The organism is Agromyces sp. CCNWLW213 (assembly GCF_037199545.1).
Classification (GTDB): domain Bacteria; phylum Actinomycetota; class Actinomycetes; order Actinomycetales; family Microbacteriaceae; genus Agromyces.
In genome coordinates, this window is sequence record NZ_JBBBDX010000003.1 from 342,695 (window position 1) to 357,758 (window position 15,064).

A 15,064-nucleotide genomic window follows, 5' to 3' on the forward strand; every position below is an offset into this window, starting at 1 on the left:
CGCACCGGCTCACCGTCGCTGCGCGACGTACGGGCCGCTCGCGACCCGCCCGTCGGGCAGGAGGGAGACGAGTTCGTTCGTCCGCGCGTGCGCCGTCCGCTGCGTCGTACGGCCGGTGCGGGGGGAGGTGGACTCGATCTCGACCTGCACGCGCTGAAGCCAGGCGAGGTGCAGCGGGAAGACGAGGGCTCGATCGGAGGGCACGACCTCGCCGCTCACCTCGGTCCGTGCCGCGCCGACCTCGAACTCGCCTCCGGCCCAGAGCGCCCACTTCCGCTGGCGGTCGTCTGCGAGGAAGATGCGCACCCGCATCGGTGCGGCGGTGTGGTTCCGGAACGTCATGCGGGTCTTGGTGAACACGCCGGCGTCGAGTTCGTCGAACGGCGGCGGGTCGTCGGCCGCCGGTGCGGTGCCGTTGCGCAGCGCGCTCGCCAGTCCGGCGAACGCGCCCGCGTAGGCGTCGCAGGTGCGGGGACCGTGCAGCGTCGACGCGCCCTCGTAGTGCTGAGCCCGGTACTCCGCTTCCGTGGTGATGTACGACGCGTACCCGTTGGCGTACCCGCCGACCACGACGTGGCCGACGCCGGCGCCCGTGAACCGCTTGGCGACGGCCCTCTGCATCGCCAGGCCCGCGGCCGTGGTCGGCTCCGCAGGCACGGACAGCAGGACGAGGTCGCCGATCCGGATCAGCTGGAGCGGGACGACGTTCGGGGTGAGCGGCTTGGGCCGGGTGGCACCGGTCCGGAGCATGATGGGCTTCGGATGGTGGGCTCCGTCGGATGCGAAGGTCTCGTCGGCCACCGAACGGGCCAGCGAGTGCATCCACGCCACGGGGTTCGGAAGCGCGAGCAGCAGCTGGACGATGGGGTCCACCACATACGACGCCACTGCGGACAACGCTCCGGTCGTCACGAGGTCGGGCACTTCGAGCAGGCCGTCGGCATCGAGGCGGAGCCCCTCGGGGACCGGTCCCGGACCTCCGTCCTCGGTGCTGCCGGCTCCCATCGACAGGCCGAGTGCGCCCCACGCGCCGGTCCGCTCCACGAGGTTGATCCGCTGGTGGACGCTGCCGATGGGCCCCTTGAGCACGGACTCGGCCCGCTCGAACAGCTGCATGGCGAACTCGGCCTGTCGTTCGCCCACATCCCGCATCCGCTCGGCATGGGCCTGCAGCGCCTCCCGGCCGTCGGGGACCGGATCGAACACCCCGCGGCTCGCATCGAAGTTGCCGGAGACGTCTCCGGCGGCGGAGTTGGCGAAGGCGGCGACGAAACCGGTCCGCGTCTGCGGAAGCTCTCGTGCCCGCTCCTCGAACCGGATCGACGCCCATCCCTTGTTGTCGCCGTTGACGAGCGTGTTCGCCTCGCCGCGATTCGTGGGGTGGACCGCGAACCAGTTGATCGCGCCGATCCCGACCGCGTCGCCCGAACGGGGATCGCCGTGATCGAAGCGCAGGAGCGTCATCCGCTCGTCGACGCCCTCGGGGAAGCGTCGTCGTACGTCCTCCGGGTTGCGCTGGAACGCCTCCAGGGACCGGTTGAACCCGACGCCCCGCAGGTCTCCCGTGCTGACGCGGACGGTCCCGGGCGCGAGGTCGACATGGGCGCGCTCGATCGCTGCGACGATCCCGCAGACCAGGGACTCGAAGACATGCGGGTCGAACCCGCCGGCCGTCAGGTTGTAGAGCAGGTGGTGGGTGTACCCGGCGAGCCCCGAGTGGGTGTGGGTCCCGGCGATGTGCACGTTGTCCATCCGGTAGGGGATCCCGTCGCCTCCGAGGCGCTCGATCACCGCCTCCTTCAGCGCGATCGAGCAGCTCCAGATGTCGGCCACCACCAGCACGACGCGTTCTCCGCTGGACGGATCGCCGACGATGAACGCCCGCGCCATCAGCGGGGACTCGACGCCGGAGCTGAGCTGGCCGGGGTCGGCCCAGCCCTGCAGGGGCAGCGAGCTGCCGTCGTGGTACGCCGCCGCATCCGTCACCTCGGCCAGCCCGACTCCCACGACGTAGCCGTCGGCGTCGGGAAGCGGACGACGCAGCTCCTCCTCGTCCAGTCGCGGCGTGGGATCGGCCTCGCGGGGCCGGTTCAACCAGACGATCTCGCCCGCGGCGTCGATCTCCAGCTGCGCGTCGGAGGGGTAGACCTCCGAGGTGGGCGTGCCGAGGTAGGGCTCGAATGCGGCGAGGGGGCCGCCGACGCCTCGCTTGACGCCGAGGTGACCGGCATCGAACAGCTCCTTCATCCCGCCGACGTGGATCGGAAGCTCCGAGTGGGCGAGGGCCAGGGGAGGGCCGCCGTCCACCGTCAGCGCCCAGAGCAGGTCGCCGGGGGTGTACTGGTAGACGCAGACGGGTTCGCCGAACCGATTCGTGATCTCCACGAGCACCCTCCGATGGCCGCCGCCTCGTGGCGGCAGGTTGGGCACAACGTACTCGTCGCCACCCGACGAGTGCCTGCTGGGGAGACGGCGCGTCGCGGTCGACCGAGCGGGCGCCGCCGCGGGTCGACCCGGCGCCGGTAGGGCGGCGCCGGGCCGTCACCCGATCAGCGGCGGACGGCGAACCGCCGCATCCCGACGAGCAGGGCGCCAGTCAGCAGGAGGATCAGCGCGAGCCGCTCCCAGAACCCGGCGTCGAGGCCGGTCGACGCGAGCGCGTCCGCGCCCGCCGCGATCGGCGTGCCCGCCGACGCGACCGTCGAACCGGCGTCCGACGTGCCGGCGTGGCCGCCGTCACCCGGCGTGCCGGGGGTCGACGGGTGCGCCGGGTCGGTCGGGTCGGTCGGGTCGGTCGGGTCGGTCGGGTCCGTCGGGTCGGTCGGGTCGGTCGGGTTCACGATCGTCGTCGAGCCCCCGGTCGACGAGTCGCCGATCACGGAGACGGCGTTGCCGCCGATGGTGATGGGCAGCGACAGGTCCGGCAGGACCTGGGTTCCGCCGAGGATGGAGTCCTCGCCGGAGGTCCAGGCGTCGCCGCCCGAGCCGGAGCCCGGTCCGGTGGTGACCTCGGTGCGGGCGTCCTCGGTGGAGGAGTCGCCGATCACCGAGACGGCGTTGCCGCCGATGGTGACGGGCGCGACGGCGTCGAGGATCACCTGGGTTCCGCCGAGGATGGAGTCCTCGCCGGAGGTCCAGGCGTCGCCGTCCGAGCCGGAGCCCGGTCCGGTGGTGACTTCGGTGCGGGCGTCCTCGGTGGAGGAGTCGCCGATCACCGAGACGGCGTTGCCGCCGATCGTCACGGGGGCCGAGACGTCCACGATTCCCTGCGTGCCGCCGAGGATCGAGTCCTCGCCGGAGGTGGCGGCATCCGCGTCTCCCGCGCCGCCGCCCGATGCGACCTCGGTGGTCGCGCCGCTCGAGGACGAGTCGCCCACGACCGAGACGGCGTTGCCGCCCACGGTCACGGGTGCGGCGACCTCGACGATCGCCTGGCTGCCGGAGCCGATGCCGTCCTCGCCCGAGGTGACGGCGACGGGGCTCGACCAGCCGGCCGAGTCACCCGTCGACACCTCGGTGGAGGCATCCGACGACTCGGAGTCGCCGATCACCGAGACCGCGTTGCCGCTGATCGTCACGGGCAGTTCGACCGAGATCCCGAGCTGGGTGCCCGAGAGGATCCCGTCCTCGCCCGTGGTCTCCGACGCGTTCGCCACGCCGGCCCCGAGGAGCATGAGCCCCCCGGTGAAGAGGGTCGCGTACAGCGCCCTCGAGACGTATCGCTTCATGATTCGTACTCCTGAACTGGTTAGGTGTGCGCGCTGCCGGATGGCAGCGGCGACCGTCTTCCGCCGGCGGAGCGGCGGAACGGCACCCGTCAGTCAGGGGTGGTGTCGGTGTCGTAGACCGGGGACGACGGCAGCGCGTCGTCGACCGCGTGGAGCACCAGCGACGCGAGTGCGTCGAGATCGTGGGCGGCGAAGGCCGCGTCGGATCCGGCGATGCCGCCGGACCCGGAGGTGCCCGCGGCGGAGCCGCCGGACGGCGCGCCCGTGCCGAGCGGGGCGTCGGACCCGCCGCCGGGCGAACCCGTGGCGGGCGCGATCGCGCCGAGTGCCGACGCCCCATTGACGCCCGTGGTGCCGAGGGCGTCGGACGCGGGCCCGCGTGCGCCGGCATCGCCCCGCAGTGTCACCGGATCGGCAGTGCCGTCCCGGGCCCCGGGAGACGCCTCGGCGGGGACGGAACCCGGGTCGGCCGGATCCACGGTGCCGGGGGGGACCACGGGTGGGATCCCGAGGTCGGGCAGCGAGGGCAGGATGCCGCCGTCGGGCAGCGGCCCGAGGTCGCCCACGACCGCACCGATCGTGCCGTCGACTCCGTCGACGACCGGTCCGAGCAGTCCCCCGAGCGTCTGGTCGCCGAGCACCGGTCCGATGACCGGCAGTGCGCCCGTCAGGCCGTCGATCGTCCCGATGACGGGGTCGGCGATCCCGGACACCGGCGAGCCGCCGGCGAGGTCGCCGACCGCGCCGCCGACCTCGGCGACCACGCCGGTCGCGATCGAGTCGACGGCGTCGACCGTGCCGCCCGCGGCATCCGTCGCGGTCTCGACGACCGGCGGGACGGCGGCGATGACGGGCCGGACCGGGGTCGGGGCGACCGGCACGACCGATTCGACGGTCTCGGCCACCGGAGCGGCCACGGCGCCGACGACCGGCGCGACGACCTCGTCGACCACGGAGTCGACCGTGCCGTCGACGACGCCTGCGACGGAGCCCACCGTGCCGAGGAGTCCGTCGGGGCGCTCGTCGGCGGAGGCGCTCGACGGCCCGGAGACGAGGCTGACGACCACCCAGGCGGCGGCCAGGCCGGACCCGAGGAGAGCGGCGCGCAGGAGCGGCATCCGGTCCACTGCGATCGCGGTCTGCACGGCCCACCCCCTTCGCGCGTCGTCGACAGGTGATTCGGACCATATCGCGGGAGCGGATCGGAATCCATCCCCTCGGCGGGATGTTCCTCCTTTCGGAGGACTCGGGGCGGCATGCGCCGCTGAGAGAATCGAGTCCATGTCCCTGCTCGCGAAGCTCAGCATGCGAAATCGCGCCCTCATCGCGCTCGTCACGATCGTGGTCGCCATCTTCGGGGGCATCGCGCTCACCAACCTCAAGCAGGAGCTCGCGCCCTCGATCCAGCTGCCACAGCTGAGCATCATCACCGCGTACCCGGGCGCCTCGCCGGATGTCGTCAACGCCGACGTGTCGACGCCGATCGAGACCGCCATCCAGGGCATCAGCGGCCTCGACTCGACCTCCACGACGAGCTCGACGGGCGTCTCGCGCGTCGTCGCGAGCTTCACCTTCGGCACCGACCTGGCCTTCGCCGAGCAGAAGCTGCTCTCGGCGGTCAACCGCATCGCGCCGCAGCTGCCGGAGGACGTCGACCCGCAGGTGGTGGCGTTCAGCTTCGACGACCTGCCCGTCACCGCGGTCGCGGTGACCGGCGCCGAGGACCCCTCCACGCTGTCGGACGAGCTGCGCCGCACGACGCTGCCGGAGCTGCGCGACATCGACGGGGTGCGCGAGGCGACCCTCGTCGGCGACCAGGGCCGGCGCGTCGTCATCACGCCGGACCCGGCGGCGCTCGCGCAGTACGGCCTCACGACGCAGGCGATCCGCGACGCGCTCGCCCAGAACGGCGTGCTGCTTCCCGCAGGCGAGATCACCGAGGACGACTCGACCTTCGCCGTGCAGGCCGGCACGCGCCTCGGCAGCGTCGAGGACGTGGCCGCGCTCCCGCTCATCGGCGCGACCGAGCAGCAGCCGGCGCCCGAGTTCCCCGAAGGCGAGCCCACGACCGACGAGGGCGCGCTCCCCGGCGCCGAGGAGCTCCCCGGCGCCGAAGGCCTCCCCGGCGTCGACGGCGCCCCGACCGTGGCCGTCCCCGTCCCGCTCACGATCGGCGAGGTCGCCACCGTCGAGCTCGCGCCGAACCCCCAGGCGAGCATCTCGCGCGTGAACGGCGAGCCCGCGCTCGCCATCTCGATCACGAAGCTGCCGTCGGCGAACACCGTCGAGGTGTCGAACGCGGTGGCCGCCGCCCTGCCCGACCTGCAGGCATCGCTCGACACCACCAACCCGGGCACCGAGTTCACGGTCGTCTTCGACCAGGCGCCGTACATCGAGAAGTCGATCGAGTCGCTCGCGGTCGAGGGCCTGCTCGGCCTCGTCTTCGCCGTGCTCGTCATCCTCGTCTTCCTGCTGTCGGTGCGCGCGACGCTCGTCACCGCGATCTCGATCCCCACCTCGGTGCTGATCACGTTCATCGGGCTCCAGGCCGCCGACTACACGCTGAACATCCTCACGCTCGGCGCGCTGACGATCTCGATCGGACGCGTGGTCGACGACTCGATCGTGGTGATCGAGAACATCAAGCGGCACTACGTCGCGGGCGTCGACAAGGCCTCGACGATCATCCACGCGGTGCGCGAGGTCGCCGGCGCGATCACCGCGTCCACGATCACGACGGTCGCCGTGTTCCTGCCGATCGCGCTGGTCGAGGGCGTGACGGGCGAGCTCTTCCGGCCGTTCTCGCTCACGGTCACCATCGCGCTGCTCGCGTCGCTGCTCGTGTCCCTCACGATCGTGCCCGTGCTCGCGTACTGGTTCCTCAAGCCGGCCAAGCCGGCGAAGGGGCAGACCGAGGCGGATGCCGCGGCCGCGGCCGCATTCGTCGACGACGTGTGGCTCGCCCCCGAGCTGCGGGACCCCGACGGCGGCACGGGACTGCGGCCGAAGCCCAAGCCCGAGCCGGGGTCGGCGACGGCGGCGCCGCCCGCCGCGGCGCCCGCCACCGCGACCGCGACGCCGCCCGGCGCCGCGGCATCCGCCCGCCCGGCCGGGGCCGGCGCACCCGTCGACGAGCTCGAGCACCCCTCGCGACTGCAGAAGGGCTACCTGCCGGTCCTCGGCTGGACCCTCCGCCACTCGGCGATCACGATCATCGCGGCCGTGCTCGTGCTCGCGGGCACCGTCGCGCTCGCGCCGTTCATGAAGACGAACTTCCTCGGCGACAGCGGGCAGAACACCTTCCGCGTCACCCAGGAGCTCCCCGTCGGCTCGAGCCTCACCGCCCTCGCCGAGGCGGCGGTGCCCGTCGAGGAGGCGATCCGCGGGGTCGAGGGCGTCGAGACCGTGCAGGCGTCGATCGGCACCGCGACCGGCGGCGGCGCGCTCGCCGCGTTCGGCGGCAGCGGCGACACCGTCGCGTACAACGTCACGACCGATGAGGGCGCCGACCAGGTGGCCCTGCAGGCCGAGGTGCGCGCCGAGCTCGAGGACCTCGAGGACGTCGGCGAGCTCACGCTCACGGCCCAGAGCGGCTTCGGCGCGTCGAGCGACATCGAGGTCGACATCACGGCCTCCAATCAGGAGGACCTGCGCGCGGCGACGCAGGCCGTCGTCGACGAGCTCGCCGAGCTCGACTCGCTGACGCAGGTGACCTCGAACCTCGAGGAGTCCCGGCCCTACATCGCGGTCGCGATCGACCGCACGGCCGCTGCCGAGGCGGGCTATTCCGAGGCGGCGCTCGGCGGCATCGTGTCGGCCTCCATGCAGCCGCAGTCGGCGGGATCGATCGTCATCGACGAGCAGACGCTGACCATCTACCTCGCGGCGGAGGAGCCGCCCACGACGATCGAGGCGCTCTCGGCGCTCCCCGTGCCGACGCCGGCGGGCACCGTGCGGCTCGATTCCCTCGCGACCGTGCAGCAGGCCGACGGGCCGGCGTCCGTCACGACCGTCAAGGGCCTGCGGAGCGCGACCGTCGCCGCGACGCCGGACGGCGACGACCTCGGCACGGCGAGCGCCGAGGTGCAGGCCGCGGTCGCCGAGGTCGACCTGCCCGAGGGCACGTCGGCGTCGATCGGCGGCGTCACGGCCGACCAGCAGGAGTCGTTCTCGCAGCTCGGCCTCGCGTTGCTCGCGGCGATCCTCATCGTGTACATCGTCATGGTGGCGACGTTCCGGTCGCTCCTGCAGCCGCTGCTGCTGCTCGTCTCGGTTCCGTTCGCCGCGACGGGCGCGATCCTGCTGCAGGTCGCGACGGGCATTCCGCTCGGCGTCGCGTCGCTGGTCGGCGTGCTCATGCTCATCGGCATCGTGGTGACGAACGCCATCGTGCTCATCGACCTCGTGAACCAGTACCGCGATCGCGGCATGACCGTGCGGGACGCGCTGCTGCACGGCGCGTCCCGGCGACTCAGGCCGATCCTCATGACGGCGCTCGCGACGATCTTCGCGCTGCTGCCGCTCGCGCTCGGCCTCACGGGCAGCGGCGGGTTCATCTCCCAGCCGCTCGCGCTCGTCGTGATCGGCGGCCTGCTGTCGTCGACGGTGCTGACGCTGCTCGTCCTTCCCGCGCTGTACGACCTCGTCGAGGGCTCGCGCGAGCGACGCCGGGTCAAGCGAGCGGCTCGTGAGGCGGAGACCGGCGCGGCGTCGCCCACGGCGGCGACGACGGCGACCGAGCGTCCGGATGGCGCGGCATCCGTCGAGCCCCGCGTCTAGGAGTCGCGGCGAGCGGGCGCGTACCTGCGTTCGAGGAGTACCCTGAGGGGTATCATTCCCCATCCTCGCGGAGGTCCGCTGATGCGCCATCCGAACCGGTCGCCGTACTCGGTCGCGGGAGCCCGCCGGCTCGCGATGACGGGGGCCGTCGCCGCACTGCTCGTCGCCGGACTCGGCGGCTGCGTCATCGTGACGCCCGATCGGGACGCCGATCGCGACCACGACGGCATGGGCGGCATGTCGGGCGGCTCCCAGTCCACCGAGGACTTCTCGCAGGGCGACGTGATGTTCGCGCAGATGATGATCCCGCACCACGAGCAGGCGATCGAGATGAGCGACCTGATCCTCGACAAGGAGGGGGTCGCCCCGGACGTCGCCGAGCTCGCCGAGGAGATCAAGGCCGCACAGGGCCCGGAGATCGAGCAGATGGAGGACTGGCTCGACGAGTGGGGCGTCCCGAGCATGATGGACGGCGGGCACGGCGGGCACGGCGGCATGGACGGCATGCTCACCGACGAGGAGATGGACGAGATCGAGTCGGCGGATGGCGCGACCGGCGAGCGGTTGTTCCTCGAGGGCATGATCGAGCACCACGAGGGCGCGATCGCCATGGCGGAGCAGCATCAGGAGAACGGCGAGAACGAGGACACGCTCGAGCTGTCGGCGTCGATCATCGAGTCGCAGACGGCCGAGATCGAGCGCATGGAGGAGCTGCTCGGCCGCTGACGAGGCGCCGTTCGCACGGTCGACCACGGTCCCGGGCGGTCCCGCGCGCATCGCGGTTCACCGAACCTTCACCGGAAGGTCGCGTTGCGCCCACTCGCGGCGCGATGCGGAGTCCGTACGTTCGATGCATGTCCACCGAGGTGCCGCTCCACGAACACGTGCACGACGCGCTGCGCGAGCGCATCGGGCGCGGGACGTGGACGGCCGGCATGCGGCTGCCCAGCGAGGCCGCGCTGTGCCGCGAGTTCGGCACCTCGCGCGGCCCGGTGCGGCGCGCGCTGCTCGCCCTGCGCGAGGAGGGCTACATCGTCGGGGGGCGCGGGCGTGCTCCCGTGGTCGCGCGGGTGGTGCCCTCGCAGCCGTTCTCGACGTTCTCCTCCTTCACCGAGTGGGCCCGGTCGATCGGTCGCACTCCGGGACAGCGGACGATCGAGGCGGCACGGCGTCCCGCCCCGTCCGCGGTCGCGGGCGTGCTCGGGCTCGACGAGGGGGCGTCGGTCGTGCAGGTGGTGCGCGTGCGGCTGCTCGACGACGTGCCGACCATGGTCGAGCGCACGTCGTTCGCCCCGGACATCGGGGCGCTGCTCGCCGACATGGACGCGGATCGCGGCTCCCTCCACGCCCACCTCATCGGGAAGGGCGTCGACCTCCGCCGTGCGCGGCACACGATCGACGCGGTCGCCGCGAATCCCCTCGACGCCGAGGTCCTCGACGTCGGCGCCGGGAGCCCGCTCCTGAGGGAGCGCCGGATCACCTTCGACACCGCGCGCCGGCCCCTCTCGTACGCCGACGACCGCTACCGGCCCGAGCTCGCGACCTTCACCATCGAGAACGAGGTCGACCGCCGGACGCCCCTGCGGCGGTCGCACCCGAGCACCGAGGCGCGGCGCCGATGATCACGCTCGCGATGCCGGCGGCTCCGGCGCCCTGATCGTCGCGTCCGGCGCGGGCGGCCGGCCTTGCTCGTCGGCGTCGTCGTGCTCGCGTCGCAGGTACTCGGGCGCCTGCACGCGCCACGCCTCGGTCACGAGCTCGACGAGGTGATCGTGCTCGATGCCGGCCATGCGGAAGGCGACCTTCGGCTCGCCCCACGAGGTCGTGGTGCGGAGGAACACGTCGGGAGCCATCTCGACGAGGGCGAGGGCGTCGACGCGGTCGGCGACCTTCACGCCGACGACCAGCTCGCTCGCGATCACCCGGCGCACGTCGTCGGGGATGCTCGGCCACGGATGGCACTCCCACGCGAACAACCGGCCGCGGACGAACCAGGCCGCTCCGCCGGTCATCGCTCGCTCCTCGCTGCCCGGCAGGGCGTCGGCGAGGCGCCGCACGTCGTCGAGGGTGGCCACAGCGCGAGGCTACAGTCCACCCCCGACACGGCGGGTCCCGCCCGCTCGAGCACCGCCCTGGCGGACGCCTCCGGCCGGAGATCGAGGCGGCGCAGCAGCTGGGCGTCGGCCGCGACGATCACGGTCGAGGGCGACATCAGGATCGCAGCCATCGACATGGGCGGGACAGCGCCGTCGGGTCGGAGGACGCGGCGGAACTCGGCGCAGACGCCGGCGAGATCGTCGTGTCGGGTGTGGATGATCGAGTACCAGGCGAGGACGGCATCGGCTCCGCCGTCGGCGACGGTGAGTCTCCGCAGGTCGCTTCCGCGCCTCGTCTCATCGCGCAGTGAGTCCGTCACCGCTCGAATCTCCCGGCCGGGTCCCACGGCCTCGGATCCGACCGCCATCCGTGCGGGATGGCGGCGGGCTCCGGGTTCGACGGCGTCAGCCGACGTGCGGGCCGAGGGGCGTCCCCTGGTGGAACAGCATCCGCGGGCGGTCGCCGGCGATCCGCCAGAGCGAGCTCCGGCGGCTCCGCATGCCGTCGGCGTCGAGCGTGTAGGTCAGCAGCGCGAGATCGGACGCCACGAGCTCGACGTGCTCGCCGGTGACCACGGCCGACTGCAGGTCGACCGCGTCGGGTCCGGTCATCACGTCGATGAGTTCGTCGCGCGTCCACAGCCGCCCGCTGCGGCCGATCTCGCGGAACGACTCGTGGAGCAGGTCCTCGAGGGCGCTGGCGTCGCGTCGGGTCTCGGGCTCGAGCAGTCGGCGCTCGGCTCCGGTCACGAGCACGGCGATGGACTCGTCTTCCATGCCGCGAGCCTACGCCCGTCGGCAGGCGCGCGCCGAGGCGGACCGGACGCGAGCGCGACGATCCGCCCCGCCGGAGTCACCCGGTACGCTCGAGCACGGCCTTCGCCGACGCCTCCGGTCGCAGGTCGAGCCGGCGCAGCAGTTGCGCGTTCGCCGCGACGATGACCGTGGACAGCGACATGAGGATGGCGCCGACCGACATCGGCAGCACGAACCCGATGGGCGCGAGCACGCCCGCCGCGAGCGGCACCGACACCAGGTTGTACCCGGCCGCCCACCACAGGTTCTGCTGCATCTTGCGGTACGACGCCCGCGAGAGCTCGATCACCGACAGCACCGAGCGCGGGTCGCTCGAGGCGAGGATGACCCCGGCGGAGGCGATCGCGACATCCGTGCCGGCACCGATCGCGATGCCCACGTCGGCCTGCGCGAGCGCCGGGGCGTCGTTGACGCCGTCGCCGACCATCGCGACCGAGAGGCCCTCGCGCTGCAGCTCCTGCACCTTCGCCGCCTTGTCCTCGGGGCGGACGCCCGCGAAGACGCGGTCGATCCCGATCTGGACGGCGACGGTGTGCGCCACCGTCTCGGCGTCGCCAGTGATCATCACGACCTGGATGCCGAGCGCGTGCAGTGCGTCGACGGCCTCGCGCGACTCGGGCCGGATCTCGTCGGCGAGCGCGAGTGCACCGGCGACCTCGCCCTCGACGACCACGTGCAGCACGGTGGCGCCGCCATCGGCCCACGCGTGCGACTCGACGAGCGGCTCGAGGCCCTCGCGGGCGAGCATGCCCGGCCCGCCCACGTGCACCTCGCGGTCGCCCACACGGGCGGTGACGCCGACCGCGGCTGACGCCTCGAACGCGGATGCCGCCTGCAGGGCGAGTGCGCGCCGGCCCGCGTCGGCGACGATCGCCTTCGCGAGCGGGTGCTCCGAGTCGTGCTCGGCGGATGCCGCGAGCGCGAGCACCTCGTCGAGGTCGTGTCCGGGTGCCGTCGCGGCATCCGTCACCGCGGGCTCGCCCCTGGTCAGGGTGCCGGTCTTGTCGAAGAGCACCGCGTCGACGGTGCGCATGGTCTCGAGTGCGAGCCGGTCGGTCACGAGCACGCCGCCGCGGGCTGCGCGCTCGGTCGCGATCTGCACGACGAGCGGGATGGCGAGGCCGAGCGCGTGGGGGCACGCGATCACGAGCACGGTGACGGTGTGGATCACGCCCTCGTCGGGGAGCCCGACGTACCACCAGGCGACCGCGGTGATCGCGGCGGCGACGAGCGCGAACCAGAACAGCCATCCCGCGGCGCGGTCGGCGAGGCGCTGCGCGCGCGAGCTGGAGGCCTGCGCCTCGGCGACGAGCCGCTGGATGCCGGCCAGGGCGGTGTCGTCGCCGATCGCCCCGACGCGCACGCGGATCGCGGTGTCGGTGGCGACCGTGCCGGCGACGACCCGGTCGCCGGGACCACGGCTCACGGTGCGGGACTCGCCCGTGATCATCGACTCGTCCATCGCGGCGGTGCCGTCGACCACGTCGCCGTCGGCCGGGACGCGGCCGCCGGGGCGGACGATGACGATGTCGCCGATGACGAGGTCGGAGGGCGAGACGACCTCGATCCCGGGAGAGCCGGTCGAGCCCGTCGAGACCACGCGTTCGGCCTCGTCGGGCAGCAGCGCCGCGAGGGCGTCGAGCGCCGACGAGGTCGCGGCGAGCGAGCGCATCTCGATCCAGTGGCCGAGCAGCATGATGACGATGAGGAGCGCGAGCTCCCACCAGAAGTCGAGGTGGTGCGGGAAGAACCCGAGGCTCGCGCCGAGCGAGGCGACGTAGGCCACGGTGATGGCGAGGCCGATGAGGAGCATCATGCCGGGCTTGCGGGCCTTGAACTCCGACCACGCGCCCGTGAGGAAGGGCGATCCTCCCCAGAAGTAGAGCACCGAGCCGAGCACCGGCGGGATCCAGGCCACGATCGGGTCGTCGGGCAGCTCGTAGCCGATGAGACCGGCGAACATGCCCGAGAACGCGATCGTCGGGACGGCGATGACGAGCATGATCCAGAAGAGCCGGCGGAACCGGCCGACGTGGTCGCCGTGGCCGGAATGCCCGGCGTGGCCCGCGTGCGGGTCGTGCCCGGCGTGCGGGTCGTGTCCGGCGTGCGGGTCGTGCCCGGCGTGCGGGTCGTGTCCGGCGTGCGGGTCGTGCCCGGCGTGCGGGTCGTGCCCGGCATGCGCCTCGTGCCCGGCATGCATCTCGTGCCCCTCGGCGAGTGCGGCGGCGTCGTCGCCGCCGTGGCGGTCGCGTGCGGGCGATCCGGAGCTCGTGTCCATGGTGCCTTCCCTGTCCTGCGGTGAAGCATACCCCTAGGGGGTATTATCCACAACGCTCACGACGCGCATCCATTCCCGCCGGGCGGCGCTTCGAGCGCAAGACGATGCCGCCCGCCCGCCGGCACGAGCGTGGCGACCTCGTGGGGCTCGGCAATGGCGCCCGACGTGCTGCTGCGGCCCTGCACGCGACGGCAGCGTCCCCGCTGGATGCCGCTGAAGCCGGCATCCGCCTGGCCGGGCGACGACGCGCGGACGCCGCAGCCGCACCGGTACGCGCTGGGTGAACACGCACGCGCCCGCGGGCTCGGGCGTGCTGGGATGACGGCATGGACCTGCTCATCCTCGGCGGAACCCAGTGGCTCGGACGTGCGATCGCCGCCGAGGCGATCGAGCGCGGGCACGCGGTGACCTGCCTCGCGCGCGGCGGGGCGGGCGGGGTCCCGGCAGGCGCCCGACTCGTGGTCGGCGACCGCGACGGGCCGGGCGAGGGCCCCTACGCCGAGGTCGCCGGGTCCGACTGGGACGCGGTGATCGACCTCACGCGGCAGCCCGGTCATGCGCGCGGTGCGGCGGCAGCGCTCGGGGCCCGCGCCGGGCACGTGACGCTCGTGTCGTCGGTCAGCGTCTACGCCCGGCACGACGAGCCCGGCGCCGACGAGTCCGCCGCCCTCCTGCCGGCGCTCGAGGCCGACCGGGCCGAGCCCGAGACCTACGGCGAGGGCAAGGTCGCGTGCGAGGCGGCGTGGCGTGCGGCGCGGCCGCGTCGACTGCTCATCGTGCGACCCGGGCTGATCGCGGGCCCCGGCGATCCCAGCGATCGAGCCGGCTACTGGGTCGCTCGCGCGGCGCGGAGCGACGAGCCCATGCTCGTCCCCGACATCCCGGATGCCGCGGTGCAGGCGATCGACGTGCGCGACCTCGTGCGATTCGTGCTCGACGGCGTCGAGCACGGCCTGGCGGGCACCTTCGACGCGGTCGGGGAGCGCACGACGTTCGCGGACTGGCTCGCGACGTCCCGGGAGCTCGGGGGTCGCGGGGGTGAGGTCGTGGCGGTGTCCGGCGACCGGCTCGCGGAGCTCGGCGTCGCCGAGTGGTCCGGGCCCGACTCGCTTCCGCTGTGGGTCGCCGATCCGACCTGGAACGCGTTCCTGGACCGCTCGAATGCGGCCGCGGTGCGCGAGGGCCTCCGGCTGCGGTCGACGCGGCAACTCCTGGCGGACGTGCTCGCGTGGGAGCGGGAGGCCGGCCTCGACCGCGAACGCCGGGCGGGGCTCGACGCGGCTCGGGAACGCGAGCTCCTGGCGGCGCTCCGAGCCTGAGCACCGCGTCGCGGGGGCCCCGCGTCGTCCGGGATCGCGGACGGGGGC

At 73.3% G+C, this 15,064-nt stretch carries 11 protein-coding genes; 4 read left to right on the forward strand and 7 right to left on the reverse strand.

Annotated elements, in window-relative coordinates; translation table 11 throughout:
* Window positions 1–9: 9 nt before the first annotated feature.
* From WBQ80_RS09020 to WBQ80_RS09030, 3 genes are all read right to left on the reverse strand, one after another.
* Window positions 10–2,385 (reverse strand): neutral/alkaline non-lysosomal ceramidase N-terminal domain-containing protein, encoded by a 2,376-nt coding sequence (locus WBQ80_RS09020; protein ID WP_336573363.1) that lies wholly within the window; start codon window positions 2,383–2,385, stop codon window positions 10–12.
* A gap of 164 nt (window positions 2,386–2,549) precedes the next feature.
* Window positions 2,550–3,728, reverse strand: a complete 1,179-nt coding sequence (locus tag WBQ80_RS09025) for a chaplin family protein (RefSeq protein ID WP_337282525.1) — start codon at window positions 3,726–3,728, stop codon at window positions 2,550–2,552.
* A gap of 89 nt (window positions 3,729–3,817) precedes the next feature.
* A complete protein-coding gene (locus WBQ80_RS09030) occupies window positions 3,818–4,873 on the reverse strand; it encodes a hypothetical protein (RefSeq protein WP_336572018.1) in 1,056 nt (351 codons plus the stop codon).
* Between the two features lie 136 nt (window positions 4,874–5,009).
* Between WBQ80_RS09030 and WBQ80_RS09035 the strand changes: the two genes are divergently transcribed.
* The 3 genes from WBQ80_RS09035 (at window position 5,010) to WBQ80_RS09045 (ending at window position 10,129) form a co-directional block, all read left to right on the forward strand.
* The gene (locus tag WBQ80_RS09035) at window positions 5,010–8,507 is read left to right on the forward strand and encodes an efflux RND transporter permease subunit (protein WP_336572019.1); all 3,498 of its coding nucleotides are present in this window, start codon (window positions 5,010–5,012) and stop codon (window positions 8,505–8,507) included.
* Window positions 8,508–8,588: 81 nt separating this feature from the next.
* Window positions 8,589–9,233 carry a DUF305 domain-containing protein gene (locus WBQ80_RS09040; RefSeq protein ID WP_336572020.1) on the forward strand — a complete coding sequence of 215 codons (645 nt, stop codon included), beginning with the start codon at window positions 8,589–8,591 and terminating at the stop codon, window positions 9,231–9,233.
* Window positions 9,234–9,361: 128 nt separating this feature from the next.
* Complete coding sequence (locus WBQ80_RS09045) at window positions 9,362–10,129, forward strand: GntR family transcriptional regulator (protein ID WP_336572021.1); 768 nt, start codon at window positions 9,362–9,364, stop codon at window positions 10,127–10,129.
* On the opposite strand, the gene WBQ80_RS09050 is transcribed toward WBQ80_RS09045, so the two are convergent.
* From WBQ80_RS09050 to WBQ80_RS09065, 4 genes are all read right to left on the reverse strand, one after another.
* Complete coding sequence (locus WBQ80_RS09050) at window positions 10,130–10,519, reverse strand: hypothetical protein (protein WP_337282526.1); 390 nt, start codon at window positions 10,517–10,519, stop codon at window positions 10,130–10,132.
* Window positions 10,516–10,923 (reverse strand): class I SAM-dependent methyltransferase, encoded by a 408-nt coding sequence (locus WBQ80_RS09055; RefSeq protein WP_337282527.1) that lies wholly within the window; start codon window positions 10,921–10,923, stop codon window positions 10,516–10,518. Before WBQ80_RS09055 ends, WBQ80_RS09050 begins: the two co-directional genes overlap by 4 nt.
* Before the next feature lie 85 nt (window positions 10,924–11,008).
* Window positions 11,009–11,380: a nuclear transport factor 2 family protein gene (locus tag WBQ80_RS09060; protein ID WP_336572024.1), complete on the reverse strand. Its 372-nt coding sequence runs from the start codon at window positions 11,378–11,380 to the stop codon at window positions 11,009–11,011.
* 76 nt (window positions 11,381–11,456) lie between these two features.
* Window positions 11,457–13,619: a copper-translocating P-type ATPase gene (locus WBQ80_RS09065; RefSeq protein ID WP_336572077.1), complete on the reverse strand. Its 2,163-nt coding sequence runs from the start codon at window positions 13,617–13,619 to the stop codon at window positions 11,457–11,459.
* A gap of 404 nt (window positions 13,620–14,023) precedes the next feature.
* Here WBQ80_RS09065 and WBQ80_RS09070 point away from each other — a divergent pair, with 404 nt between their 5' ends.
* On the forward strand, window positions 14,024–15,016 hold the full coding sequence (locus WBQ80_RS09070) for a hypothetical protein (RefSeq protein WP_336572025.1): 993 nt from the start codon (window positions 14,024–14,026) through the stop codon (window positions 15,014–15,016).
* Window positions 15,017–15,064 lie beyond the last annotated feature (48 nt).

What these genes read in the sequence shown, in the direction of transcription:
- WBQ80_RS09025 (WP_337282525.1), bottom strand. Translation starts at nt 3,728, where the DNA reads ATGAAGCGATACGTCTCGAGGGCGCTGTACGCGACCCTCTTCACCGGG.
- WBQ80_RS09035 (WP_336572019.1), top strand. Translation starts at nt 5,010, where the DNA reads ATGTCCCTGCTCGCGAAGCTCAGCATGCGAAATCGCGCCCTCATCGCG.
- WBQ80_RS09040 (WP_336572020.1), top strand. Translation starts at nt 8,589, where the DNA reads ATGCGCCATCCGAACCGGTCGCCGTACTCGGTCGCGGGAGCCCGCCGG.
- WBQ80_RS09045 (WP_336572021.1), top strand. Translation starts at nt 9,362, where the DNA reads ATGTCCACCGAGGTGCCGCTCCACGAACACGTGCACGACGCGCTGCGC.
- WBQ80_RS09050 (WP_337282526.1), bottom strand. Translation starts at nt 10,519, where the DNA reads ATGACCGGCGGAGCGGCCTGGTTCGTCCGCGGCCGGTTGTTCGCGTGG.
- WBQ80_RS09060 (WP_336572024.1), bottom strand. Translation starts at nt 11,380, where the DNA reads ATGGAAGACGAGTCCATCGCCGTGCTCGTGACCGGAGCCGAGCGCCGA.
- WBQ80_RS09065 (WP_336572077.1), bottom strand. Translation starts at nt 13,619, where the DNA reads ATGCATGCCGGGCACGAGGCGCATGCCGGGCACGACCCGCACGCCGGG.
- WBQ80_RS09070 (WP_336572025.1), top strand. Translation starts at nt 14,024, where the DNA reads ATGGACCTGCTCATCCTCGGCGGAACCCAGTGGCTCGGACGTGCGATC.